The sequence below is a fragment of the Alkalibacillus silvisoli genome (assembly GCF_039521975.1).
Taxonomy (GTDB): Bacteria; Bacillota; Bacilli; order Bacillales; family Alkalibacillaceae; genus Alkalibacillus; species Alkalibacillus silvisoli.
The window spans coordinates 18,318-41,140 of record NZ_BAAACZ010000019.1 but is presented as its reverse complement, the minus strand read 5'-3'; the positions used below and the strand labels follow the sequence as shown (position 1 = coordinate 41,140).

The following is a 22,823-nucleotide window of genomic DNA, read 5'->3' as shown; positions in this document are numbered from 1 at the left end:
TTAAGGGGTCTATCTTGGGCTGGCTTTTATAACTATACATAAAAGGAGAGGTTGTCATGATCGTGACTTCTTTTTATGATCATTTTAAGATGATGGCACAACATGATCATGCTTTAGTAAGTGGCGAGTTGGCTAGTCAATGGAGTTCATCGATATTTGAAGGTACTGTTTATCGAAATGAGGTGGAGTATGCAGTTAGTCAACACGACTGTGCATGGATTCCATTAGATCGTGAACCATTATGGAATAAGGAGAAAGGCCAGCCACATTCATTTATCGATTTCCCATTACAACCTAAAGTTGAACACTATGAACAAGGGATTAATCAAGTTGAAGATCACTCCGAATATGCAGCTTTATTATGTAGTTTACATTATACTTCATTTTTCGATAGAAACTCTTTAGATCCGACTATTTCCAACTTCATTTCCCGGGAAATGAGTCGACAAAATCAAATTAAAAAAATACTTAAAGCTCAAGTACCTGAAAAGTATATTGATTTTCACTTTCACCTACTTCAGTTTTGTGACGACTTGTCTTTATATATGTTCCTAAATGAACCTGGCACTTCTAAGGAAGAAGAAACCCCAATGTTTAAAGAAGGGTTTAGACAACGGTTTAATGGAATTACCGGGGAAATCAAAGCAAAATGGCTAGACGAACAGTCAGTTGCTGTTACGCCTAACCCATTTGCTAACCCTTTTAAAGTAGAAATTGCGTACAAACAAGTGTCTAAAATAGATATTAAGCAAAGAGGTTTACAACAAGCTTATGATTTATCACCTTTTAAGCTGAGAGAAGTTTTTATAGTTTAAACAATTTTATCAATATCGAAATTGTAATTTAGTAGTGCCCAATTTTGTGGGAAGGATAGGCCAAGTTTCCAATAACTAATCCCTTTTAATCCAAGCTCGTTAATGAGGTCAAATTTTGCTTGAATTGACCTCGCATCTTCAAACCAAACCTCATGCTGATTACCTGCTTCATCCCAGTAGAAGTAGTAGGGTGCCTGTGCTTCTTCATCAAATTCAATTGCTTGATTATACTCTCTTGCCCTTTGAATTGCTTGATTTGGACTAATGGCTTCAGCAGGTTCGCCACCTTCTACATATGGTAATGTCCAGTCATATCCATAAGTGTTTTGACCGAGTATTATTTTGTCAGCTGGCATCTCAGTTAAGGCATATTCTACTACTTCACGAACAGGACCAATTGGTGATACAGCCATAGCCGGACCTCCACCATAACCCCATTCGTAGGTCATTAAAACAACGAAGTCTACAATTTCTCCGTGTGCAGCATAATCGTGTGCTTCATACCATGCACCTGGTTGGTCTGGCCTTGTTTTCGGAGCAAGTGCGGTTGAGATGAGGAGCCCCTCGGGACTAAGTCGCTCACTTGCTTTACTTAAGAAATTGTTATAATCTTCTCTGGTTTCAGGTGGTAAAAATTCAAAATCAAAGTGAATATCTTGATAACCGACTTCATTAGCAATACGAATAATCTCATCAAGTAAGCGATCTTGAACTTGTTCATCAGTTAATATAATTCTACCTAGCTCTTGGTCAAAAGCACCTTCTTGTAAGTTTGTAATTACCATCATTAATGCTGTATTATTAGTTTGAGCAATGTTCGGAATATCATCAAGTGGCGGAGGGGTGAGTGAACCGTCTGGATTTACCTCATAACTGAACATACCTAAGTATGTTAATAATGGGGTTCTAGCCCAAGCTGATTGAATTAAGTTCTCACTAACAGTATCACCAAATGGCTCAATGTAAGCATTAGTTGTAATGGTACGACGATCTGGTTCAGGCAATTGTAATACCTGATCAATCATTAATGGTTCATTTAAATCTAAGTCGTTATATGATGCTAATAACTCATACGGAATATTTAACCGTTGACCGATTGAATAAAAGCTGTCCCCTTCTTGCACAGTGTATTGAGTGGCCGGTATAACTAAGGATTGACCGACAACAAGACTCTCTGGTTGATCCAACTCATTTATTTCAATAATGTCTTCTATTGGCGCTTGGTAACGGTTTGATAAAGAGTAAACAGAATCACCTTGTTGAATGACGTGTATGAGCAATGAGCACACTCCTTTCCAATTTATTCTTTCCTGAATGTATGTGTCAGTTACTATAGGTATGCTAAAAAGTTATAGATGTTCATAAGCCTAGAGGTGAATTAAATGCATGAATATTACATGAATCAAGCGATTAATGAAGCGAAAAAAGCAGAAGCAATAGGTGAGGTTCCAATTGGGGCTGTTATAGTTTATGATAATGAGATTATTGCAACAGGTTACAATATAAGAGAGTCCTCTCAAAAAAGTTCTTCACATGCTGAGATGTATGCAATTGAAGCGGCTAATGAAGTTTTAAAAAGTTGGCGTTTAGAAAATTGCCGATTATATGTTACACTCGAGCCTTGCCCAATGTGTGCTGGTGCTATCATTCAAGCACGTATTCCGCATGTCATTTATGGAGCGAAGGATCAAAAGGCTGGTTGTGCAGGAACCATTACTAATTTACTTGAAGAGCCACAGTTTAATCATCAAGCAACTGTTGAAAGTGGTGTGTTAGAACAAGAGTGTTCTCAGCTATTAACGAACTTTTTTCGTAAGCTACGTCAACAGAAAAAACATTCCAAGTAGGAGAAAATATTGGTTCATGATATGCATTGCATTTTTATTTAAAAAATAATATACTTGTATATGCGCTAATTAAAGCGCAAATATTATATTAACACTTGCCGTGCTAGGTGGGGAGGTAGCGGTGCCCTGTTACCCACAATCCGCTATAGTGGGACTGAATTCCCGTCTGAGGTAAAGTAACTTTAAGGTCTGCCGTAAGTGAATAGTGTTGACGTTTGGGTCCTGTGCAATGAGAACCCGTGAACCCTGTCAGATCCGGAAGGAAGCAGCAGTAAGCGGTCATTCTTGTGTGTCGCAGGGTCACCTGAACCGAGCTAGGATCTTACGTAACGCTTATGAGTTACTTTATCGAAGATGGGTGCACGGCGTACATATTTAAGGAACTCACCTGGGAATCAGGTGAGTTTTTCTATATAATTAGTAAAATTCTCTGTTTCATTTTGAAATGTCTGAATCGAATCAGTTATAATAAAGAAGAGGAATTAAAAGGAGATTATGTCCATGGCATATCAAGCTTTGTATCGTGTTTGGCGACCACAACAATTCCAAGATGTCGTCGGTCAAGTACATATAACAAGAACGCTTCAAAATGCAATTGAACAGTCCAAAGTAGCACACGCCTATTTGTTTACTGGACCTAGAGGGACAGGGAAGACGAGTGCGGCTAAAATCTTTGCTAAAGCTATTAATTGCGAGCACTCACCAGTTAAAGAACCTTGTGGATTATGTGATGCATGTAAAGGAATACAAGATCATTCGATATCAGACATTATTGAAATTGATGCCGCATCCAATAATGGAGTCGACGATATCCGTGAGATTAGGGATAAAGTAAAGTATGCTCCGAGTGCAGTACCGTATAAAGTTTATATTATTGACGAAGTGCATATGTTATCGACAGGTGCATTTAACGCCTTGTTAAAAACGTTAGAGGAACCACCAGCTCACGTTATTTTTGTTCTAGCGACAACTGAACCGCACAAAATTCCACTCACGATTATTTCAAGGTGTCAACGCTTTGATTTCAAGCGTATTTCACAGCAAGCTATTGTTGATCGCTTGAAATTGATTTTAGATGATGGTGGTATTCAGTATGATGAGCATGCAGTCATTCATGTTGGATTAACAGCTGAGGGTGGTATGCGCGATGCGTTAAGTATATTAGATCAAGCGATCGCATATAGTGAAGATGGTCATATTTACATGAAAGATGTGTTAGCTGTAACGGGCTCGATCGCCCAAGAGCAATTGTTAGCTACGATCGATGCTCTCGTTAATCAAGATGGAAAAGAAGCTTTAACCTTGCTTGATCACATGATGCAAGAAGGAAAAGATCCGAGTCGTTTCGTCTTTGATTTTATTCACTTTTTACGTGATTTGTATATGTATAATAGTGCAGAGGGGATTGAAGAAGCATTAGTTAGAGCGATCCCTAATGAACAGTTCCATCAAGTAAGAAAGTTATTAACGCCGCATTGGTTAGAAGAGGCTATATCCATATTGAATCAAACACAACAAGATATGAAGTGGACGAATAGCCCTAAGATCTTAGTTGAAGTCGCCTTACTTAACATACAAGAAGTGAGTAGTCAGAAGGAGGAACAAGCACAAACACAATCCGCTTCACCAGAATTATTACAACAAATAGCGACCTTAGAAAAAGAGCTTAAGGCATTAAAAGAACAAGGTGTAGCGACTAATACAGAACAACCTCGAAGTGAGACACAAAAACGCCAAAGTCCGAATCGTCAAAATAAATATAAAGTACCTTATGAAAAGGTACGAAAAACCTTGGCTGAGGCAACTAAAGAGGATATAAATAAAGTTAAATCAAATTGGGCTAGCTTTATGGACGGATTGAAAAAGACAAGTCCGCCAGCACATGCTAAACTAGTAAATAGTCAGCCTAAAGCAGCCTCCTCCCAATCGCTTATTTTAGCGTTTAAATTTGAGATCCATTGTTCACTCATTCAAGAAAATCAAGAGATGGTGGAAACAGCTTTGAGTGAATATTTAAGAAATAGGCTTACGATTATTCCAATTCCTGAGGAAGAATGGCACTCTATAAGAGAAGACTTTTTAAGCCAACAACCTGATCAAAGTCAAAGTGAACAAGGTGAGGAGTCAACACAACAAAGCAATGAAGATGAACAATTAATTACAGAGGCTCAGAAGTTAGTTGGCGAGGATTTAATAGAGGTCAAGGATTCTTAAGGAGGAAAATCTTATTATGAAAGGTATGGGCAATATGAATAACATGATGAAACAAATGCAAAAAATGCAGAAGAAAATGATGAAAGCGCAAGAAGAGCTTCATGAAATGACTTTTGAAGCAACTGCTGGTGGCGGTATGGTTAAAATTGTAGCCAATGGAAAGAAAGAGATTACAGATGTTGAAATCAATGAAGAAGTTGTCGACGCAGATGATGTAGATATGCTACAAGATTTAATCATTGCTGCTACAAACGATGTGTTAAAGCAAGTTGACGATACAACAAATGAAAAAATGGGACAGTTTACGAAAGGTATGAATATGCCGGGAATGTTCTAGGAGGCATGCCATCATGTATTATCCAGAACCGATAACGAAATTAATTGATAGTTTTACGAAATTGCCAGGTATAGGTCCAAAAACTGCCGCACGCCTGGCATTTTTTGTGCTAGATATGAAAGAAGATGACGTTTTAGACTTTGCAAAATCACTCGTTAATGCTAAACGTGAATTAACACATTGTAGTGTGTGTGGACACATTACTGATGAAGACCCGTGTAGCATTTGTAGTGATCAAGAACGTGACAATTCAATCATTTGTGTCGTACAAGATCCTAAAGATGTCATCGCAATGGAGAAAATGAAAGATTTTCAAGGAAAGTATCATGTCTTACACGGTACGATTTCTCCTATGGAAGGGATTGGGCCAGAAGATATTAATGTTTCGTCTTTAATTGAACGCTTAAAAGATGAAGAGGTAGAAGAGTTAATATTAGCGACTAACCCGAATGTTGAAGGAGAAGCAACAGCAATGTATATTTCGAGGCTAGTGAAGCCATCTGGAGTTCACTTAACTCGGATTGCTCATGGACTACCGGTTGGTGGGGACTTAGAGTATGCAGACGAAGTTACCTTATCTAAGGCATTAGAAGGAAGACGGGATCTATAAAAGATTTTCTTTTTTATGTTCTATTAATACGAGTGATGACATAGCGTATTAGTAGGACAAGCGAAAGGAGATCAAATATGGATCCAATAGTTGTGACATTAGCATTTTTAGCGGTCGTTGTGTTGTTATTATTCTTTGGGCCACCACTTAAGTTTATGCAATGGGCATCGAAGGGTGTATTAAAAGTTATTATAGGTGCTTTGTTTATTTTCTTTGCCAATGTTTTTGGTTCGATGTTCGGCTTGCATATTCCTATTAATTTGTTTACATCAGTAATAGCTGGGTTTTTAGGTATCTTTGGTGTTGGTGCATTAGTTGCGATCCATTTATTAATTTTATAAGTTTAATTCAGGGAGGGGTGCGAATGCGCCTCTTTTTTATTCGCAGTTTATTAAAAAAAGTTTAATAGATATGTATAAAAATCTATTAAGTTGTCCACTCTAGTTAGTGGAGGTGGGAGACGATGGAAGGTCAATCAATTAACCTTAATCATTGCCAAATTTGCGAGGAGTTTAGACAAGATGGAATCTATGTTTTAACGACATTTATTTGTAAAAGTTGTGAAAGAGAGATTGTTAATACGAGCCCTGATGATGAACAGTATCAATACTATGTTGATCGTATGAAATTGCGCCGTTTACAAAATCAAACAATGTCATAACTTAATAGATAACCCCCCTTATAAATATAAAGCAGAAGCGGCTAATGAAGCCGCTTCTGCTATTTTTCAAGATCTTCACCGATAATTCGCACCTCACGTTCTAGTGCCACATCGAATTTGTCCTTAACTGTTTTTTGGACCATTTCAATTGATTGAATATACTCAGTTGCTGTTGCGTTATTTTTATTAATAATAAAACCAGCATGTTTTTTAGAAACTTCTGCTCCACCTATGCCTTTTCCTTGCAAGCCGCTATCTTGAATTAACTTACCGGCAAAATAGCCAGGGGGTCGTTTGAATACACTGCCACAGGAAGGGTATTCAAGTGGTTGTTTGGATTCACGTTTATACGTTAAATCATCCATGACGTCTTTAATGTAATCATAATTACCCGGTTTTAATTCGAATAAAGCTTCTAGTACGATATAACCGTTTTCTGGAATGTTACTATGGCGGTATTGTAAATCAAATGCATCAGCTGGTAATGTTAAAAGGTTACCTTCACGATCGACAACGACTGCTTCTTTTAAAACATCTTTAATTTCCCCGCCATAAGCTCCTGCATTCATAAATAATGCGCCGCCAACTGTACCTGGGATTCCACAAGCAAATTCTAACCCTGTTAAATGCTCAGTTAAAGCCTCTCTTGATGCGTCGATAATGCGTGCGCCACTTTGGGCAATCATTTCATGGCCATCGACAGTAATTTGATCAAGCTTTTTTAAACTTAATACGATTCCTCTCACGCCACCATCTTTCACTATTAAATTCGATCCATTACCAAGGAGTGTAAATGGGACTTGTTCTCGGTTGGCTAATTTAACAACGTCTTGAACAGATTCATAAGTGACCGGTGTAACAAAGAAGTCCGCTTTGCCACCTAACTTTGTATAAGTATGGTTATTTAATGGTTCATTGATTAAAATATTGTCATCTGAAAGCACTTCATGTAATTTATGTTCAATGGATTGATGATCTAACATTTGGATAATCACCTCTAATATTTATCTTAGTGAAAACAATTAAGTATGTGTCTAAAATCTTTATTTTTACTATTGTATATTCTTTTATTATAACATGAATTGAAAGAACGTATGAGCTTGTTATCTTTACGAACGATCCTAAAGGGTATTTTGTTTTAGGTGTCCTGTCTGTGTTAATTGGTCTATTTTCGTGTACAATAAAGGTAAAACTAGCTTAAGTAAGGTGTCAATATGGACCAACGAAATGCTCCTCTATATGAGGCGATGCAAAATCATTTAAAAAATACAAGTTATTCCTTTCATGTCCCAGGACATAAAAATGGGACAATTATTCCAACAGAACTCCATGCATTTAATGAAATGCTTGCATACGATTTAACAGAGCTTAAAGGGTTAGACGATCTACATGAACCTGAGGGGCCGATCTTACAAGCACAACAACTTGCAGCTCAATATTATGGAGCTGATGAGACATACTTTTTAGTAAATGGAACGACTTCAGGCAACTTAGCTATGATCTTATCTGTTTGTGAAGCTGATGATCTCGTCTTAGTTCAACGTAATAGCCACAAATCTATTATGCATGCTTTGGATCTGGTAGGTGCAAAACCAATATTAATTTCACCCAAATATAATCAAGACGTTCAAAGGTATACCGATATTTCTTTTGAAACAGTGAAGCAGGCTTTAGAAGAAGAACCCAACATAAAAGCGATCATCCTAACTTATCCAGATTATTTCGGAACGACTTATGATTTATCGTCCGTTGTTGAAGTTACTCATCAATTTAATGTACCTGTATTAGTAGATGAGGCGCATGGGGCTCACTTCTCTTTTGAGTTTCCTTATCCTAAATCTGCTTTACAGTGTGGGGCTGATCTTGTTGTTCAATCAGCTCATAAATCATTACCTGCTTTAACGATGGGATCATTTTTACATATCAATTCAAAGCGAGTTAAAAAAGAACGCTTAGCTTATTACTTACAAGTCGTCCAATCTAGTAGTCCATCTTATTTAATTATGATGAGCCTGGATTTAGCTAGGCGATATATAGCTAACTATTCAAAAAAGGAACAAACAGAATTATACGATGAAATACAACATTTTAATGAATCCATTAATCAATTACCTTTAATCGATGTATTACCAACAAGAGAAGGAATCGATGATCCATTAAAAACGGTGATCACCTCATTGTATTTAAATATGGATCATGTGTTAGACATCTTACATAAACAAGGTATTCATGTAGAAATGGTAGATCATAACCAACTTTTAATGATTCATGGGATTGAAGTTAACAAAGAGCTACGCCATAAACAAAGTCAAGTTATAGTTGATTGTATAAAAGGTCTAGAGAAATATCGCGAGCATGATAAAATAGTAAACAATGATCTATTTATAAACGAGCTAAGGCGCTTTCCATATTCTTATTATGAACTAAAACAAAAAAAGTCAGAGTGGGTCAGATGGGAGAAAGCTATTGGGCGTGTTGCTGCTGAGTCAATTATTCCATATCCACCTGGGATTCCTATTGTTTTAAATGGCGAACCAATTACCAAACATGCCGTTAATACAATTAAACAGGCAATGGAAAAACAATCACACATCCAAAAGCAAAGTAAACGACTAGATCAAGGAGTTAAAGTTTATATTAATTATTAAGGAGATAAATATAGTGAGTGGATTATTTATAACATTTGAAGGCGTAGAAGGTGCGGGTAAGACAACTGTTATTCAACATATATCAGAGCAGTTCATGAATGAAGGTTATGAAGTAATAGCAACACGGGAACCCGGTGGAATAGAAATTGCAGAAAAAATTCGTGAAGTCATTTTAAATAAAGAACATACTGCAATGGATAGCCGTACAGAAGCATTACTATATGCAGCTGCTAGAAGACAACACTTAGTAGAGCGTGTCATTCCCGCTTTAAATCAAGGTAAAATCGTGTTATGTGATCGCTTTATTGATAGTAGCTTAGCTTATCAAGGCTATGCACGTGGTCTTGGAATTGATGAGGTCTATCAAGTTAATGAATTTGCAATAGAAAATTGTATGCCAGATTTAACGATTTTATTTGAATTGGACCCTAAAGTAGGGCTTGAGCGAATTAGTGATAATGACTCTCGTGAAAAAAACAGACTTGATCTAGAGAAATTAGATTTTCATGAAAAAGTAGAGATGGCTTATAATATATTAAAGGAACAATTTCCCAACCGGATCAAAAGCATTGATGCAGAACAGTCATTAGACCGTGTACAATCTGAGTGTGAATCTGTTGTACGATCATTTTTAAAAAAATAATCATATCAAGTGCTAAATAGTCAGAAAACTTGTTATAATAGTATTAAGAATAGTTACGTTTAAGAGGAGGAAAAGGATGAGACTAATCCTTGCGATTGTTCAAGATAAGGACTCAAACCGTCTTTCAGATGCATTAACAGAAGAAAATTTTAAATCAACTAAATTATCTTCAAGTGGTGGATTTCTAAAAGAAGGGAATACGACATTGATGATTGGTTGTGATGATGACGATATTGACCGTGCATTAGAGATCATTAAAGATAACTGCAGTCACAGAGAGCAAATGGTAGCACCAATCTCACCAATGGGTGGAAATGCTGATTCTTATATTCCAAAACCGGTTAAAGTAGAAGTTGGTGGAGCGACAGTTTTTGTTCTTCCAGTTGATGCTTTTCACCAATTTTAGTAGGAGTGACACTTTGTGAAAGTAAGCCAAGATATCCGTGCACAAGTAGAAGCGTCTCAACAAAATAAACCAAAAAGACCAAGTTCAAACTCATCATTTCAAGGTGTGGTCTCTCAAGAAACCCAAAAACTTAAAGAAGGTGAATTAAACCGTCTTTTAACAGATCTAACGAAACAAGGAGAAAGGGTTTTTAAGTTTCGTTCATTCCAGGACTTAGGGAAGTATAAGCGAATGGTTAAACAGTTTGTTCAAGAAGCAGTTAATTATGGTCTAGAGCTTGAACAATCTAGGAAATGGGACTTAGATGGCGGAAACCAAACGTTAACTTTAGTAAAACAAGTTGATGAGAAACTTGTGCAATTAACAAATGATGTATTAGACCAAGAGAAAAACTCAATTGACGTATTAGATGTAATTGGTGAAATCAAAGGAATGCTAATGAATTTATATGCGTAATAGAACAGGGTGAATGAAGATGACGACATGGTCACAATTACGTGAAGTGCAACCTGTTGCAACGCGGATGTTGCAAAATAGTATTGTTAAAAACAGAATTGCCCATGCATATTTATTTCACGGACCAAAGGGGACTGGCAAAGAAAAGGCCAGTCTTTTGTTTGCGATGAGGTATTTTTGTGAAAATGTAGAAGATGGATCGAGTTATCCTTGTCATGAATGCAGTTCTTGTAAAAGAATTCAATCAGGAAACCACCCGGACCTTCATTTAATTAAACCTGAAGGCCAATCCATAAAAAAGGATCAAATCGGATATTTACAAAAAGAATACACCTATACAGGGTTAGAATCTAATCAAAAGGTATATATTTTATATGAAGCTGAGAAAATGACGACTAATGCTGCCAATCGATTATTAAAGTTTTTAGAGGAGCCTAGCAGACAAACGATTGCGATTTTAATCACTGAAAATATGGGCTCTGTATTAAATACGATTCTTTCAAGGTGCCAACGAATTCAATTTCACCCATTGAAAGATCATGACTTATACGAACAATTTGCTAAGACGGGCGTGCCAGAGTCAACAGCAAGAATCTTCGCAGCTCTTAATATTGATCTAAATCAAGGTGAGGGCCTAAGCCAAGATAGTTGGTTTGCCGAAGCAAGAAGAATAGTGATACAATTAATAGATAAGGTGATGAATCCTAAAGAAGAAGGTTATCTGTTTCTCCATCAAGTGTGGTTAAATCATTTCCAAGAACGCCACCAACAGGAGTTAGGTATAGATTTGCTGTTGTTATGGTATCAAGATCTTATCTCGTATCATTTAGATAGACATCATATGATCGTGCTAACAGATCAACAAGACAAGCTAGAACAATATCAATACGCTATATCGTTAAGTGAAGCTAAGACATGTGTTTATGAACTATTACAAACAAAGCGTAAGTTAGCATATAATGTTCACAATACACTTGCAATGGAACATTTAGTCCTTCAATTGCAGAGGTGATATAAATTGTTAGAAGTAATTGGAGTTCGCTTTAAAAAAGCGGGTAAAATATATTATTTTGACCCCGGCGATGCTGACTTAACAACGGATGGTTACGTTATTGTTGAAACAGTACGCGGAGTCGAGTTTGGGAAAGTTGTTATTGCGAATAAACAAGTAGATGAAGAGGATGTCGTCCTTCCGCTTAAGAAAGTCATTCGTGTAGCTGATGAGAAAGATAAGCTAACAGTAAGTGAAAATAATGAAATGACTGAAGAGGCATTTAATGTTTGTTCTGATAAAATTAAAGAACATCAACTTGAGATGAATTTAGTTGATGCTGAGTATACATTTGACCGTAATAAAATCATATTTTATTTTACAGCAGATGGTCGAGTAGACTTCCGTCATTTAGTTAAGGATTTAGCTGCTGTATTTAAAACAAGAATCGAACTAAGACAAATCGGGGTTCGTGATGAAGCTAAAATGCTTGGCGGTATTGGCCCTTGTGGACGTATGCTTTGTTGTTCAACGTTCTTAGGTGATTTTGAGCCTGTCTCAATTAAAATGGCGAAAGATCAAAACTTATCGCTAAACCCAGCTAAAATATCTGGTTTATGTGGTCGATTGATGTGTTGTTTGAAATATGAAAATGATATGTATGAAGATGCTAAACAAGAACTTCCGGATATTGGAGAAAGCTTAAAAACATCGCAAGGTTCAGGTAAAGTTGTCGGATTAAATATGTTAGAACGATTAGTACAAGTTGAATTATCGGATATGGAACGTGTCGTAGAGTATACGTTAGATGAATTAATTGACGAAGGGGCAATTTCCGTTCCAGCAACAGAGTAATGAGGTGGATGTTGTGAACAAAAAAGAGGTTTTAGACCGTTTTTCACACTTAGAAAAACAGTTTGAAGACTTACAAAAGGATTTTTCATTATTAAAAAACGACCTCGTACAGTTAATGGAAGAAAACCATCAACTAGCACATGAAAATCATCATTTGCGTCAACGTTTAGATGATTTAACACAAGAAGAGCAACATAATCAAGAGCATGCTCCTTCCAAAAATGTCGGTGAGGGTTATGATAATTTAGCTCGAATTTATGAGGAAGGTTTTCATATTTGTCATGTTTATTTTGGCACTCCTCGTGAAGAAGAAGATTGTATGTTTTGTTTAAAGTTTTTTAATTAAATATAAACTGATATGTAACATCCTTTACTGCAATATATGTGGTAAAGGGTGTTTTATGTAGAGTTGGATTATATATTGTAGTACGAAAGGGTATTAGAGACATGGTAGAGTTAAAAGGTGATGAAAGAATTGACTATTTATTAGCTGATCGAAAAAGACAAATTATTCAAAGTCCAACTGTCTTTGCTTTTTCAGTCGATGCTGTATTATTAGCTGATTTTACTTATTTACCAATTAAACGTGGACGAGTGTTAGATTTATGTACGGGTAATGGCGTTATTCCTTTATTTATATCAAAACGCTCACAAGCGAAAATGACTGGTGTTGAGATTCAAGAGCGGTTGTATGATATGGCAATAAGAAATGTACAATTAAATCAATTAGAGGAACAAATTAATTTAATTCACGGTGATTTAAAAGATGTGACGAAGCAGTTTAATCAATCTTTTGATGTCGTAACGTGTAATCCACCTTACTTCAAAACGAAAACACCAGAAAAACGGAATCAAAATGAACATTTAACGATTGCTCGCCATGAAGTTTACTGTGATTTAAATGATGTGCTAAAAGCTTGCAGTCGATCAGTAAAATCTGGAGGTAAAGTTTCAATTGTTCATCGGCCTAATCGCCTATCGGAAATGATTGTCATCGCCCAACAGTATCGACTTGAAGTTAAACGGTTAAAGTTTGTATACCCGAAGCGGAATAAAGAAGCGAACATTGTCTTAGTTGAATTGGCTAAAGATGGCCAGCCTGATTTAAAAGTTGAGCCACCCTTATATATTCATGAGGAAAATGGGGATTATACAAAAGAAATGACTAAAATATTGTACGGTGAAGAAGGGAGTTCTGCTCATGGCCCAAATTCAAAAAAGCTTTAAATCGGATGATGCTAAATTATATATCGTTCCAACTCCTATTGGCAATTTAGAAGATTTAACTTTTAGGTGTTTAAAAGTATTGGAAGAAGCAGATTTAATTGCTTGTGAGGACACTAGGCAGACTCAAAAGTTATTGAATTTCTTTGAGTTAAATAAATCTTTAATTAGTTTTCATGATCATAGTGATGATCGAAGAATTCGAGATATTTTAAAGTATATACAAGATGGTCAAAATGTTGCTTTAGTCAGTGATGCAGGAATGCCATTAGTCTCTGACCCGGGATATGAGCTTGTTAGTCAAGCGCGAGATGAAGGGGTTGATGTTGTCGTCTTACCAGGGGCTAATGCAGCTTTATGTGCTTTAGTTGGTTCAGGACTTCCAACGAATACGTTTACATTTTCGGGGTTCCTACCGAAAAAGAAAAAAGAACTCGTTAATACTTTAGAAAGCTTAGACCAAAGCCAGCATACGTTAATTTTCTATGAATCACCTTACCGAATTAAAAAAACAATAGAGGTGATGAGAGAGGTATATCATGAAGAACGACGGGTTACACTGGCTAGAGAATTAACGAAAAAGTTCGAGGAGTATATTGGTGGTTCTATTAAAGAGGTATATGATTGGACTTTAACAGAAGAAGCTGAAATACGTGGTGAGTTTTGCATCATTGTTGAACCATTAGATGGTTTGTATATGAAACAAGATTACTGGTGGGAGGACTTATCTTTAGTCGAGCACGTAGAGTATTATATGGAGAAGGAACGGCTAAAAACGAAAGCCGCCGTTAAAAAGGTGGCACAAGAGCGTGGCCTTTCAAGTCGCGACGTTTATAATGATTTTCATCAATAAAAAACGGGGCATCATCGCCCCGTTTAATCTCATAATCTCAATTCTTTTTTAGCTCATTTTGTTTTGGATTTCGTCGATTAGCTTTTCTGCGCCTTCTTTGCTAAGGACGATGCTACCATCTCCAACAGAAATGTTATTGTTAGAGATTTCGCCAGTAATTTGGCAAGCCATGTTCGGCTGGTATTTTTTAAGTACGATTTGATCATCGTCAACGTAGATTTCTAATGCGTCCTTTACGTTTATGTCTAGTGTACGACGCAATTCGATAGGAATCACAACTCTTCCTAATTCGTCTACTTTTCTGACAATACCAGTTGATTTCATAATAGTTTCTCCCCTCTCGATCAATAGAATTCGCTATCTTTCGCTTTAAATTTACCACTCTTTGTATGTGGAGTCAATTAATTATAATTAAAATAAGAGGAAATTGTTTCATTTTGAAACAACATGTATGATTGACATTACTTGTAAGATTTTAATAGATAAACTATGAATATCAATGGAAATTGTGTCATTTAATCGTTACAATAGTACCTAGTTATATCATTAGTTATATTAATTAATTGGATTAAAGTTTTTAATTGTTAGGAAGCATTTAAATATAGGAGGTAAAGCCATGCCAGAAGAGCGAAATACGTTTTATATTACAACACCAATTTATTATCCAAGCGGTAACTTACATATTGGACATGCTTATACGACCGTTGCGGGTGATGCAATGGCGCGTTATAAGCGTTTAAGAGGTTATGATGTAATGTATTTAACCGGTACAGATGAACACGGCCAAAAAATCCAACGAAAAGCAGAAGAAGACGGTGTGACGCCACAAGTTTACGTTGATGGTATTGTGAGCGGAATTCAACAGCTTTGGGGAAAATTAGATATATCACATGATGACTTTATTAGAACAACAGAAAAGCGTCACACAGAAATCGTTGAGAAAATTTTCGATCAACTCCTTCAACAAGGTGACATTTACCTTGATGAGTATGAAGGTTGGTACTGTACGCCATGCGAATCCTTCTTTACAGACCGTCAATTAGATGAAGGGAATTGTCCTGATTGTGGTCGCCCTGTCGAAAAAGTTAAAGAAGAGTCGTACTTCTTTAAAATGAGTAAATATGTTGATCGGCTTGTTCAGTTTTATGAAGATAACCCAGAATTCATCCAACCTGAAAGCCGTAAAAATGAAATGTTAAATAACTTCATTAAGCCAGGTTTAGAAGATTTGGCTGTATCACGTACAACATTTGACTGGGGAGTTAAAGTCCCAGGTGATCCAAAGCATGTTATATATGTATGGATTGATGCATTAACTAACTATATTACAGCATTAGGGTACGGAACAGACAACGATGAGCGTTATCAAAAGTTTTGGCCAGCAGATGTACATTTAGTCGGTAAAGAAATTGTTCGCTTCCATACTATTTACTGGCCAATTATGTTAATGGCACTCGATTTACCGTTACCTAAAAAAGTATTTGCGCACGGTTGGTTATTAATGAAAGATGGTAAAATGTCTAAGTCGAAAGGTAATGTTGTTGACCCCGTCGATTTAATTGAACGGTATGGGCTAGATTCTTTACGTTATTACTTACTTCGTGAAGTACCTTTTGGTGCAGACGGTGTCTTTACACCAGAAGCATTTGTAGAACGTTCAAATTATGATTTAGCTAATGATTTAGGTAACTTATTAAACCGAACAGTTGCCATGGTTAACAAGTACTTTGGTGGGGAGATTCCACCTATTGTGTTAAATGAGACAGAGTATGATAAGAACCTAATAGAATTGGCTAATCAAACGAAGCAAGAAGTTGAGCAAGCGATGGATAATATGGAGTTTTCTGTAGCGCTTTCAACACTATGGCAGTTTGTTAGCCGTACGAATAAATATATCGATGAAAATGAACCGTGGAATTTAGCAAAAGATGAAACGCAAAAAGGACGCTTAGGAAATGTTATGGCACATCTAGTAGAATCGCTTCGTCAACTTGCGATTATGCTACAACCATTTTTAACAACAACACCTGATAAAATCTTTGAGCAGTTAGGTATTGAAGCTGATGAACTAAAAACTTGGGATAGTATAGCACAACATGATTTAGTTCAAGGGGCACAAGTCGTTAAGAAAGGAAAGCCGATATTCCCTCGTTTAGATACTTTAGAAGAAGTAGAAGTGATTAAAGATATGATGACTAAAAACACGCCAGCTCAACCAGCTGAGGATGATGATCAATCAAATGAAATTACAATTGATGATTTTTTCAAAGTCGACTTCAAAGTAGCAGAAGTTGTCCATGTTGAGAAAGTGAAAAAAACAAATAAGCTTTTGAAGATCCAAATAGATTTAGGTTCAGAAAAACGACAAGTCATCTCAGGTATTTCTGAACATTATTCAGAAAAAGAATTAATGGGACAGAAGGTAATCTGTGTCACCAACTTAAAACCAGCCAAATTAAGAGGGGAATTGTCAGAAGGTATGATTTTAGCTGGTGAGGATGATGAGGGGAACTTATCATTAGCAACCGTTGACCAATCATTACCAAATGGAACATCAATTAAATAAAACTATAAACAAAAAGGGGACGCTTACAAATACGTTCCCTTTTGTTTTGTGAACCCAGTTAAGGAGCGATTATTTATGTTATTTGATACACACGTCCATTTAAATGCCGATCAATTTATGGAAGATCGTGATGAGGTGATACAAAGAGCACTTGGTGAAGGTGTTACTCACATGGTCGTCGTTGGCTTTGATCGAGGAACAATTCCATTAGCAATAGAGATTGCTGAACAGTATGATTTTATTTACGCAGCAGTTGGTTGGCATCCAGTCGATGCTGTTGATATGCAAGATAAAGACTTAACATGGATTGAAGAGTTAAGCTCTCATGAAAAAGTAGTCGCTATAGGTGAGATGGGTCTTGATTATCATTGGGACCGTTCACCAAAATCTGTCCAAAAAGAAGTGTTTCGTAAACAGATTAATTTAGCTAAACGTGTTAATATGCCAATTATTATTCATAATCGTGAGGCGACAGCAGATATTGTAGATATTTTACAAGAAGAAAATGCAGAAGAAGTTGGAGGCATTATGCATTGCTATAATGATGATGTATCATATGCTAAAGCTTGCTTGGACATGGGCTTTTATATCTCATTAGGTGGGCCTGTTACGTTTAAAAACGCGAAAGCCCCAAAGATTGTAGCGCAAGAAATACCGATTGACAAGTTGCTAATTGAAACAGATTGTCCATTTTTAGCGCCTCATCCTAATCGTGGAAAACGAAATGAACCAGCATATGTTAAGTTAGTGGCAGAAAAAATAGCAGAATTAAAGGATTTATCAGTAGGGGAAGTGGCAAGACAAACCAATCAAAATGCAAAGGAATTATTTAAAATCTAGTTTAAATGCATTCATAAAAATGTCTCATGCACGTACGTATAAGAGTGGCCTGTTTTGGTTATGATGGCATGTAGGTACCTGCTTAAGTCTAGTATTCTATGGCAAAGGGATTACTTGTAATAAACATGTAATGTTCTTTTAACTAAATTTTATTTGACTTATATCTACTAGGTGCCTATAATCGAGTGCGTACAGAGGAGGCATTTTTTATGGCAAGTTCAGAACAGGCGAAAAAGGGTCTAAATCGCTTTGGCTTTAAGCAAATAGCCCTCACCTTGTTCGCAAGCATTTTAGTTTTAGCCTCAATTACTTTTTTTGTCTATGATTCTATGAGGGCTGAGGTAACTATTGTATTAGACGAAGAAGAGCAATCAATTGTTACAACAGCAGACACGGTAGATGAGCTGTTAGATGAACTTGAGATTGAAGTTGGAGAACATGATCATCTATCAGTGGATGTCGATTCAGAAATTACAGATGGTATGGATATCACATTAAATCAGGCAAGAGAAGTTATTGTAACGACAGATGAATATACAGACCATTACTATACAACTGAAAATACAGTAAAAGACTTTTTTGAAGAACAAGATATAGATTTTACAGAGTATGACCAAATGTCGGTTTCATTAGAAGATTCTATACAAGATCAGATGCATATTGCTATTAGTACAGCATTTGAAGTGGAAATTGTAGATGGTGGAGAAGAAACATCTAAGATAGTCCATAACCAAACGGTTCAAAGCTTACTCAACCAGGAAGGGATTGAGTTAAAAGAGCATGACAAATTAAATGTAGAACCGTCGCAAATGGTTAGAGACCAACGCTCAATTGAAATTATTCGTGTGTCTATAGACTATGAAACAGTAGAAGAAAATGTTCCTTATGACACAGAAACACGTGATGATGATTCAATTCTGCGCGGGGAAAGTGAAGTTGTCGAACCAGGTGAAGAAGGTAAAATAGTGCAGGAATATGAAGTTGTAAAAGAAAACGGTGAAGTTGTTTCGCGCGAATTAGTTGATGAGGAAGTTGTTGAAGAGAGTGTTGATCGTGTTGTTGCTGAAGGTACGAAGGAAGAACAACAACAAGAACAACAACAAGAACAACAAGAAGTTCAATTAGCTTCGTCTTCATCAGGTGAGTTTAAAGAGTTCACATCAACGAAGTATACAGCTAATTGCTCGTCTGGTTGTACTGGTCAAACAGCTACTGGAGTCGATGTTACCAACTCAATTCATTATGATGGTATGAGAATTGTTGCTGTTGATCCTAATGTCATTCCATTATACTCAACTGTTGAAGTCAAAACACCAAATGAAACATTTACTGCAATTGCATTAGATACTGGTGGAGCCATTGTTGGAAATAAAATTGATATATTAGTTGACTCACAATCAGAAGCGATGAATTGGGGTTTCAGAACAGTTCAAGTTCGTGTAATTGACTAACAATCTTTTTCGATTTAAAGATAACCCTGCTATACTTATAACGTATAGTAAAAGGGTTATCTTTTTTATTTATTATAAGCTCATGTAAGTGTAAGGAAGGAAGCTAATGATGGAAATTAATGAGGTCATTGTCGTAGAAGGTAAGGATGATACAGTAAGAGTGAAGCTTGCTGTCGACGCTGATACGATCGAGACAAACGGTTCAGCGATTAATGACAAGACGATTGAACAAATCAGGCATGCTAAAGAAAAGCGTGGTGTGATTATTTTTACTGACCCAGATTATCCAGGCGAACGAATACGCCGAATTATTGATGAACATGTCTCTGGGTGTAAACATGCTTTCTTACCAAAAGGACAAGCTAAGGGTAAAAGAGGTTTAGGAGTTGAGCATGCTAAAATAGATGATTTGAAACGCGCGTTAGAGGCTGTATATGAAGTGAGAGAAGGTTCTTATGATGAAATAGACTGGCGGCCCTATTTAGTTCAATATGGATTAATGGGTGGGTCTAAAGCTAAAACTAGACGTGAGTTTTTAGGTGATCGATTAAAGATTGGTTATGCGAATGCTAAACAATTAGAAAAACGCTTAAACATGTTTCAAATAGACCTTAAAACTTTTAAAACTGTTATGGTAGAAATTTTGGCAGAGGAGCGGAATAGTGAATGAAGCCAATAGCAACAATTACAAGAACAAAAGCGATTATGGAAAGGCACAATTTATCATTTAAGAAAAGCCTAGGTCAAAATTTCTTAATTGATGTAAATATACTAGAGAATATCGTATCGAAAGCAAATGTAGATGATAAGAGTATAGTCATTGAAATTGGACCTGGGATCGGAGCATTAACAGAACAATTAGCAAAACAAGCCCAACACGTTTATGCATTTGAAATCGACGGCCGCTTAATTGAAGTGTTAGAGGATACGCTAGCTCCGTATGATAACGTAACTGTAATTAATCAAGATATTTTAGAAGTTGATTTAGAAGCATTTATTGAAGAAAATGTTCAACAAGGTCAGTCTGTTCAAGTAGTGGCTAATTTGCCGTATTACATTACAACCCCGATTTTAATGAAGTTATTATCTAGTCATTTACCGATTGATTCAATAACCGTTATGATGCAAAAGGAAGTGGCAGCTAGAATGTCAGCTGATGCAAATACGAAAGATTATGGATCGTTATCTATAGCAGTTCAATATTATACAACGTCAAAAGTCGTTATGAATGTGCCTAAAACTTGTTTTATTCCACAGCCCAATGTTGATTCAGCTATATTACAGTTAACTGTCCGTCGAGAACCTTATATTCAAGTTGAAAATGAAGACCTGTATTTTGAAGTCGTTCAAGCAAGCTTCGGCCAGAGGCGTAAAACGTTGAAAAATAATTTAAAACGAGCTTTTGAAGATAAATTGGATACTGAAAGGTTAGGACGAGTTTTTAATGAGGCGAATATAGAGCCATCACGTCGAGGTGAATCATTAACATTAGAAGAGTTTGCAAAGTTAGCAGACGCCTTTGATCGACAGTTGGCTAGGTAAGTAAGTATCTTAAAAAGAGGTTAGGACAAAATCCTCAAACTAAATCAATTTAGATTAGGAGGCGAATGCACACTCTGTTCTTTCAACAATACTTTATTAAGAGAAGGAAATAAGTGAAAGGGAGAACGGAGATGAGTTGGCATAAAGGTCAAATTGTAACACGTCATTCTTATGGACATGATTTGTTATTTCGAATTCAAAAAACGTATAACAATCAAGCTGTCATTTTTGGTGAGAACTTTCGTTTAGAAGCAGATGCACCATTGGATGACTTAAGACGTGTTAAAAATGAAGAAAGACACAAGATTGAACAACAGGTCCGTCAAAAGGAAGCTACATCTTATCGTATGTTTAGGCAAGATTATTATTTGCGGTCCTTTCGAGATTATGCAAAGCCAACATCAGCTAAAGAAGAAGAAGTGGCTCAGTTTCAGCTGTGCCCTAAAGTCCTTCACATCGATGGTGATGCATTATTTTTAAAGAAGTGTGTGATGTTATATAAACGACTTGGCTTACAAGTTCATGGCATTCATGTTGAAGAAGCTGAAATGCCACTTAAGGTCCGTGAATTAATGGAGAAGGTTCAGCCAGATATATTAGTTCTTACTGGTCATGATTCATATTCGAAACAAAAAGGTGAAGAAAACGATATAAGGGCTTATCGTAATAGCAAATTTTTTGTTGAAGCGGTGAGAGAAGCAAGAAAAGTGGAGCCTAGTTTAGATCAGCTCGTTATATTTGCTGGGGCTTGTCAGTCACATTTTGAATCCCTTATTAAAGCTGGTGCTAATTTTGCAAGTTCTCCTACACGAATTAATATTCACGCATTAGACCCTGTTTATGTCATTGCTAAAATTGGTTATACCTCTTTCATGGAGAAAGTCGATCTTTATGACGTTATAAATAAAACAATAACACGAGAAAAAGGGATTGGTGGCATAGAGACACGTGGTTTATTTCGAATCGGTTTACCTTATTTGAAAGGTTTACCCATTACAAATGAAAAAGTCAAAGATGATGAATAAATTTTATTAAAACACGGCGTGACTGCGCGGTGTTTTTCTTTTTGGCGAAAAGTCAGAATCGAATAATGTCTATTAATGTATGAATTCCTCTATTTAGGTAATGTTAAGAAAAGGATTAGATATATTGTTGACATTGTAGCGAGTATATTGTTATAATGAAAAATTTTTGACTTATCAGCCGGTATATGGTATATTATTAACAGTGAGGTGGAGTCTAATGGGAAAAACATTGGGTGAAATTAAACAAGCATTAGATGTAAAGATTGGTCAACGTTTAACCTTAGAAGCTAACGGTGGACGTCGCAAAACAATTGAACGTTGTGGCATATTATCTGAAACCTATCCATCGGTTTTCATTGTTGAACTCGATCAAGACGAGCATTCGTTTGAACGTGTATCTTACAGTTACGCTGATGTTTTGACTGAAACGGTCAAAATTACCTTCACAGACGAAATCACCAAGATGGCTTAATTCGCGGTAGCTTCTACTGCATTACTTCTTTTTGCTAACATCCTCAACACTTTCCATGTTTCGAATTCTCAAGAAGTACATATAATAAGCGTGTCGTAATAAATGACAGAAGGGGTTGTGATCCGTTGAGTCGAAGGCGTAAAGTTATGTCTGATCGTTTCAAAGAAGAGGTCGCAAAGGAATTAGGTTTTTACGACACTGTACAAAGAGAAGGTTGGGGCGGGATTAAATCTCGTGATGCAGGTAACATGGTAAAAAGAGCAGTTGAGATGGCACAAGAACAAATGGAAAAGGACCAACGTTAAGTTGGACATTTTTAAAGTAGGTCTTTTATAAGGCCTGCTTTTTTTATATATAATTGGACTGT

At 36.4% G+C, this 22,823-nt stretch carries 27 protein-coding genes and 1 other RNA gene; 25 read left to right on the top strand and 3 right to left on the bottom strand.

From position 1 onward, the window contains the following. The first annotated feature begins 56 nt into the window (after positions 1-56). Complete coding sequence (locus tag ABDZ63_RS12300) at positions 57-815, top strand: DUF3891 family protein (protein ID WP_343783886.1); 759 nt, start codon at positions 57-59, stop codon at positions 813-815. Here ABDZ63_RS12300 and ABDZ63_RS12295 read toward each other — a convergent pair. Next, the gene (locus ABDZ63_RS12295) at positions 812-2,095 is read right to left on the bottom strand and encodes a glycosyl hydrolase family 18 protein (protein ID WP_343783885.1); all 1,284 of its coding nucleotides are present in this window, start codon (positions 2,093-2,095) and stop codon (positions 812-814) included. The genes ABDZ63_RS12300 and ABDZ63_RS12295 overlap by 4 nt on opposite strands. A 102-nt stretch (positions 2,096-2,197) precedes the next feature. Between ABDZ63_RS12295 and tadA the strand changes: the two genes are divergently transcribed. The 7 genes from tadA to ABDZ63_RS12260 all read left to right on the top strand — a co-directional run bounded on the left by tadA (position 2,198) and on the right by ABDZ63_RS12260 (position 6,484). Further along, positions 2,198-2,662 (top strand): tRNA adenosine(34) deaminase TadA, encoded by a 465-nt coding sequence (tadA, locus tag ABDZ63_RS12290; protein ID WP_343783883.1) that lies wholly within the window; start codon positions 2,198-2,200, stop codon positions 2,660-2,662. A gap of 98 nt (positions 2,663-2,760) precedes the next feature. Then, positions 2,761-3,028, top strand: an RNA gene (ffs, locus tag ABDZ63_RS12285) — signal recognition particle sRNA large type. 135 nt (positions 3,029-3,163) lie between these two features. Continuing rightward, positions 3,164-4,876 carry a DNA polymerase III subunit gamma/tau gene (gene dnaX, locus ABDZ63_RS12280; protein ID WP_343783881.1) on the top strand — a complete coding sequence of 571 codons (1,713 nt, stop codon included), beginning with the start codon at positions 3,164-3,166 and terminating at the stop codon, positions 4,874-4,876. A 16-nt stretch (positions 4,877-4,892) separates the two neighbouring features. Beyond that, entirely contained in the window at positions 4,893-5,213 is a 321-nt protein-coding gene (locus ABDZ63_RS12275) for a YbaB/EbfC family nucleoid-associated protein (protein WP_343783879.1), read from the top strand. 13 nt (positions 5,214-5,226) lie between these two features. Then, a complete protein-coding gene (gene recR / locus ABDZ63_RS12270) occupies positions 5,227-5,823 on the top strand; it encodes a recombination mediator RecR (RefSeq protein ID WP_343783877.1) in 597 nt (198 codons plus the stop codon). A gap of 77 nt (positions 5,824-5,900) precedes the next feature. After that, complete coding sequence (locus ABDZ63_RS12265) at positions 5,901-6,164, top strand: pro-sigmaK processing inhibitor BofA family protein (RefSeq protein WP_343783875.1); 264 nt, start codon at positions 5,901-5,903, stop codon at positions 6,162-6,164. Positions 6,165-6,286: 122 nt separating this feature from the next. Then, positions 6,287-6,484, top strand: coding sequence for a sigma factor G inhibitor Gin (locus ABDZ63_RS12260; RefSeq protein ID WP_343783873.1), 198 nt, complete (start codon positions 6,287-6,289; stop codon positions 6,482-6,484). A 59-nt stretch (positions 6,485-6,543) separates the two neighbouring features. Here the strand turns inward: ABDZ63_RS12260 and murB are convergent, their stop codons facing one another. Next, a complete protein-coding gene (murB, locus tag ABDZ63_RS12255) occupies positions 6,544-7,467 on the bottom strand; it encodes a UDP-N-acetylmuramate dehydrogenase (RefSeq protein ID WP_343783871.1) in 924 nt (307 codons plus the stop codon). Positions 7,468-7,698: 231 nt separating this feature from the next. Between murB and ABDZ63_RS12250 the strand changes: the two genes are divergently transcribed. The 9 genes from ABDZ63_RS12250 (at position 7,699) to rsmI (ending at position 14,560) form a co-directional block, all read left to right on the top strand. Beyond that, complete coding sequence (locus ABDZ63_RS12250; protein WP_343783869.1) at positions 7,699-9,132, top strand: aminotransferase class I/II-fold pyridoxal phosphate-dependent enzyme; 1,434 nt, start codon at positions 7,699-7,701, stop codon at positions 9,130-9,132. A gap of 13 nt (positions 9,133-9,145) precedes the next feature. Beyond that, the gene (gene tmk / locus ABDZ63_RS12245) at positions 9,146-9,775 is read left to right on the top strand and encodes a dTMP kinase (RefSeq protein ID WP_343783867.1); all 630 of its coding nucleotides are present in this window, start codon (positions 9,146-9,148) and stop codon (positions 9,773-9,775) included. Between the two features lie 76 nt (positions 9,776-9,851). Beyond that, entirely contained in the window at positions 9,852-10,181 is a 330-nt protein-coding gene (locus tag ABDZ63_RS12240) for a cyclic-di-AMP receptor (RefSeq protein ID WP_343783865.1), read from the top strand. Positions 10,182-10,196: 15 nt separating this feature from the next. Next, positions 10,197-10,637: a YaaR family protein gene (locus ABDZ63_RS12235; protein WP_343783863.1), complete on the top strand. Its 441-nt coding sequence runs from the start codon at positions 10,197-10,199 to the stop codon at positions 10,635-10,637. A 19-nt stretch (positions 10,638-10,656) separates the two neighbouring features. After that, positions 10,657-11,649 (top strand): DNA polymerase III subunit delta', encoded by a 993-nt coding sequence (gene holB, locus ABDZ63_RS12230; protein ID WP_343783861.1) that lies wholly within the window; start codon positions 10,657-10,659, stop codon positions 11,647-11,649. A 6-nt stretch (positions 11,650-11,655) separates the two neighbouring features. Then, on the top strand, positions 11,656-12,483 hold the full coding sequence (locus tag ABDZ63_RS12225) for a PSP1 domain-containing protein (RefSeq protein ID WP_343783859.1): 828 nt from the start codon (positions 11,656-11,658) through the stop codon (positions 12,481-12,483). 13 nt (positions 12,484-12,496) lie between these two features. Next, the gene (yabA, locus tag ABDZ63_RS12220; RefSeq protein ID WP_343783857.1) at positions 12,497-12,829 is read left to right on the top strand and encodes a DNA replication initiation control protein YabA; all 333 of its coding nucleotides are present in this window, start codon (positions 12,497-12,499) and stop codon (positions 12,827-12,829) included. A gap of 101 nt (positions 12,830-12,930) precedes the next feature. Then, positions 12,931-13,710 (top strand): tRNA1(Val) (adenine(37)-N6)-methyltransferase, encoded by a 780-nt coding sequence (locus ABDZ63_RS12215; protein WP_343783855.1) that lies wholly within the window; start codon positions 12,931-12,933, stop codon positions 13,708-13,710. Continuing rightward, on the top strand, positions 13,685-14,560 hold the full coding sequence (gene rsmI, locus ABDZ63_RS12210) for a 16S rRNA (cytidine(1402)-2'-O)-methyltransferase (protein ID WP_343783853.1): 876 nt from the start codon (positions 13,685-13,687) through the stop codon (positions 14,558-14,560). The genes ABDZ63_RS12215 and rsmI overlap by 26 nt, the downstream gene beginning before the upstream one ends. A 48-nt stretch (positions 14,561-14,608) precedes the next feature. Here the strand turns inward: rsmI and abrB are convergent, their stop codons facing one another. Further along, positions 14,609-14,884 (bottom strand): transition state genes transcriptional regulator AbrB, encoded by a 276-nt coding sequence (gene abrB, locus ABDZ63_RS12205; protein ID WP_343783851.1) that lies wholly within the window; start codon positions 14,882-14,884, stop codon positions 14,609-14,611. A gap of 292 nt (positions 14,885-15,176) precedes the next feature. Here abrB and metG point away from each other — a divergent pair, with 292 nt between their 5' ends. The 8 genes from metG (at position 15,177) to ABDZ63_RS12165 (ending at position 22,761) form a co-directional block, all read left to right on the top strand. Then, positions 15,177-17,126 carry a methionine--tRNA ligase gene (metG, locus tag ABDZ63_RS12200; RefSeq protein ID WP_343783849.1) on the top strand — a complete coding sequence of 650 codons (1,950 nt, stop codon included), beginning with the start codon at positions 15,177-15,179 and terminating at the stop codon, positions 17,124-17,126. Between the two features lie 75 nt (positions 17,127-17,201). Further along, positions 17,202-17,966, top strand: coding sequence for a TatD family hydrolase (locus ABDZ63_RS12195; RefSeq protein WP_343783847.1), 765 nt, complete (start codon positions 17,202-17,204; stop codon positions 17,964-17,966). Between the two features lie 209 nt (positions 17,967-18,175). Further along, positions 18,176-19,417 (top strand): resuscitation-promoting factor, encoded by a 1,242-nt coding sequence (locus ABDZ63_RS12190; protein WP_343783845.1) that lies wholly within the window; start codon positions 18,176-18,178, stop codon positions 19,415-19,417. A gap of 109 nt (positions 19,418-19,526) precedes the next feature. Then, positions 19,527-20,087, top strand: a complete 561-nt coding sequence (rnmV, locus tag ABDZ63_RS12185) for a ribonuclease M5 (protein ID WP_343783994.1) — start codon at positions 19,527-19,529, stop codon at positions 20,085-20,087. Continuing rightward, complete coding sequence (rsmA, locus tag ABDZ63_RS12180) at positions 20,084-20,959, top strand: 16S rRNA (adenine(1518)-N(6)/adenine(1519)-N(6))-dimethyltransferase RsmA (protein WP_343783843.1); 876 nt, start codon at positions 20,084-20,086, stop codon at positions 20,957-20,959. Before rnmV ends, rsmA begins: the two co-directional genes overlap by 4 nt. A gap of 131 nt (positions 20,960-21,090) precedes the next feature. Beyond that, positions 21,091-21,984 (top strand): sporulation peptidase YabG, encoded by an 894-nt coding sequence (gene yabG, locus ABDZ63_RS12175; RefSeq protein WP_343783841.1) that lies wholly within the window; start codon positions 21,091-21,093, stop codon positions 21,982-21,984. A gap of 217 nt (positions 21,985-22,201) precedes the next feature. Further along, the gene (gene veg / locus ABDZ63_RS12170; RefSeq protein WP_343783839.1) at positions 22,202-22,456 is read left to right on the top strand and encodes a biofilm formation stimulator Veg; all 255 of its coding nucleotides are present in this window, start codon (positions 22,202-22,204) and stop codon (positions 22,454-22,456) included. Between the two features lie 125 nt (positions 22,457-22,581). Next, positions 22,582-22,761 (top strand): small, acid-soluble spore protein, alpha/beta type, encoded by a 180-nt coding sequence (locus tag ABDZ63_RS12165; protein WP_343783837.1) that lies wholly within the window; start codon positions 22,582-22,584, stop codon positions 22,759-22,761. The last annotated feature ends 62 nt before the right edge of the window (positions 22,762-22,823 follow it).

What these genes read in the sequence shown, in the direction of transcription:
- ABDZ63_RS12250 (WP_343783869.1), top strand. Translation starts at nt 7,699, where the DNA reads ATGGACCAACGAAATGCTCCTCTATATGAGGCGATGCAAAATCATTTA.
- ABDZ63_RS12240 (WP_343783865.1), top strand. Translation starts at nt 9,852, where the DNA reads ATGAGACTAATCCTTGCGATTGTTCAAGATAAGGACTCAAACCGTCTT.
- metG (WP_343783849.1), top strand. Translation starts at nt 15,177, where the DNA reads ATGCCAGAAGAGCGAAATACGTTTTATATTACAACACCAATTTATTAT.
- recR (WP_343783877.1), top strand. Translation starts at nt 5,227, where the DNA reads ATGTATTATCCAGAACCGATAACGAAATTAATTGATAGTTTTACGAAA.
- rsmA (WP_343783843.1), top strand. Translation starts at nt 20,084, where the DNA reads ATGAAGCCAATAGCAACAATTACAAGAACAAAAGCGATTATGGAAAGG.
- ABDZ63_RS12275 (WP_343783879.1), top strand. Translation starts at nt 4,893, where the DNA reads ATGAAAGGTATGGGCAATATGAATAACATGATGAAACAAATGCAAAAA.
- veg (WP_343783839.1), top strand. Translation starts at nt 22,202, where the DNA reads ATGGGAAAAACATTGGGTGAAATTAAACAAGCATTAGATGTAAAGATT.
- murB (WP_343783871.1), bottom strand. Translation starts at nt 7,467, where the DNA reads ATGTTAGATCATCAATCCATTGAACATAAATTACATGAAGTGCTTTCA.
- rnmV (WP_343783994.1), top strand. Translation starts at nt 19,527, where the DNA reads ATGGAAATTAATGAGGTCATTGTCGTAGAAGGTAAGGATGATACAGTA.
- ABDZ63_RS12195 (WP_343783847.1), top strand. Translation starts at nt 17,202, where the DNA reads ATGTTATTTGATACACACGTCCATTTAAATGCCGATCAATTTATGGAA.
- holB (WP_343783861.1), top strand. Translation starts at nt 10,657, where the DNA reads ATGACGACATGGTCACAATTACGTGAAGTGCAACCTGTTGCAACGCGG.
- ABDZ63_RS12190 (WP_343783845.1), top strand. Translation starts at nt 18,176, where the DNA reads ATGGCAAGTTCAGAACAGGCGAAAAAGGGTCTAAATCGCTTTGGCTTT.
- dnaX (WP_343783881.1), top strand. Translation starts at nt 3,164, where the DNA reads ATGGCATATCAAGCTTTGTATCGTGTTTGGCGACCACAACAATTCCAA.
- rsmI (WP_343783853.1), top strand. Translation starts at nt 13,685, where the DNA reads ATGGCCCAAATTCAAAAAAGCTTTAAATCGGATGATGCTAAATTATAT.
- ABDZ63_RS12265 (WP_343783875.1), top strand. Translation starts at nt 5,901, where the DNA reads ATGGATCCAATAGTTGTGACATTAGCATTTTTAGCGGTCGTTGTGTTG.
- ABDZ63_RS12260 (WP_343783873.1), top strand. Translation starts at nt 6,287, where the DNA reads ATGGAAGGTCAATCAATTAACCTTAATCATTGCCAAATTTGCGAGGAG.
- yabG (WP_343783841.1), top strand. Translation starts at nt 21,091, where the DNA reads ATGAGTTGGCATAAAGGTCAAATTGTAACACGTCATTCTTATGGACAT.
- ABDZ63_RS12300 (WP_343783886.1), top strand. Translation starts at nt 57, where the DNA reads ATGATCGTGACTTCTTTTTATGATCATTTTAAGATGATGGCACAACAT.
- ABDZ63_RS12215 (WP_343783855.1), top strand. Translation starts at nt 12,931, where the DNA reads ATGGTAGAGTTAAAAGGTGATGAAAGAATTGACTATTTATTAGCTGAT.
- abrB (WP_343783851.1), bottom strand. Translation starts at nt 14,884, where the DNA reads ATGAAATCAACTGGTATTGTCAGAAAAGTAGACGAATTAGGAAGAGTT.
- tadA (WP_343783883.1), top strand. Translation starts at nt 2,198, where the DNA reads ATGCATGAATATTACATGAATCAAGCGATTAATGAAGCGAAAAAAGCA.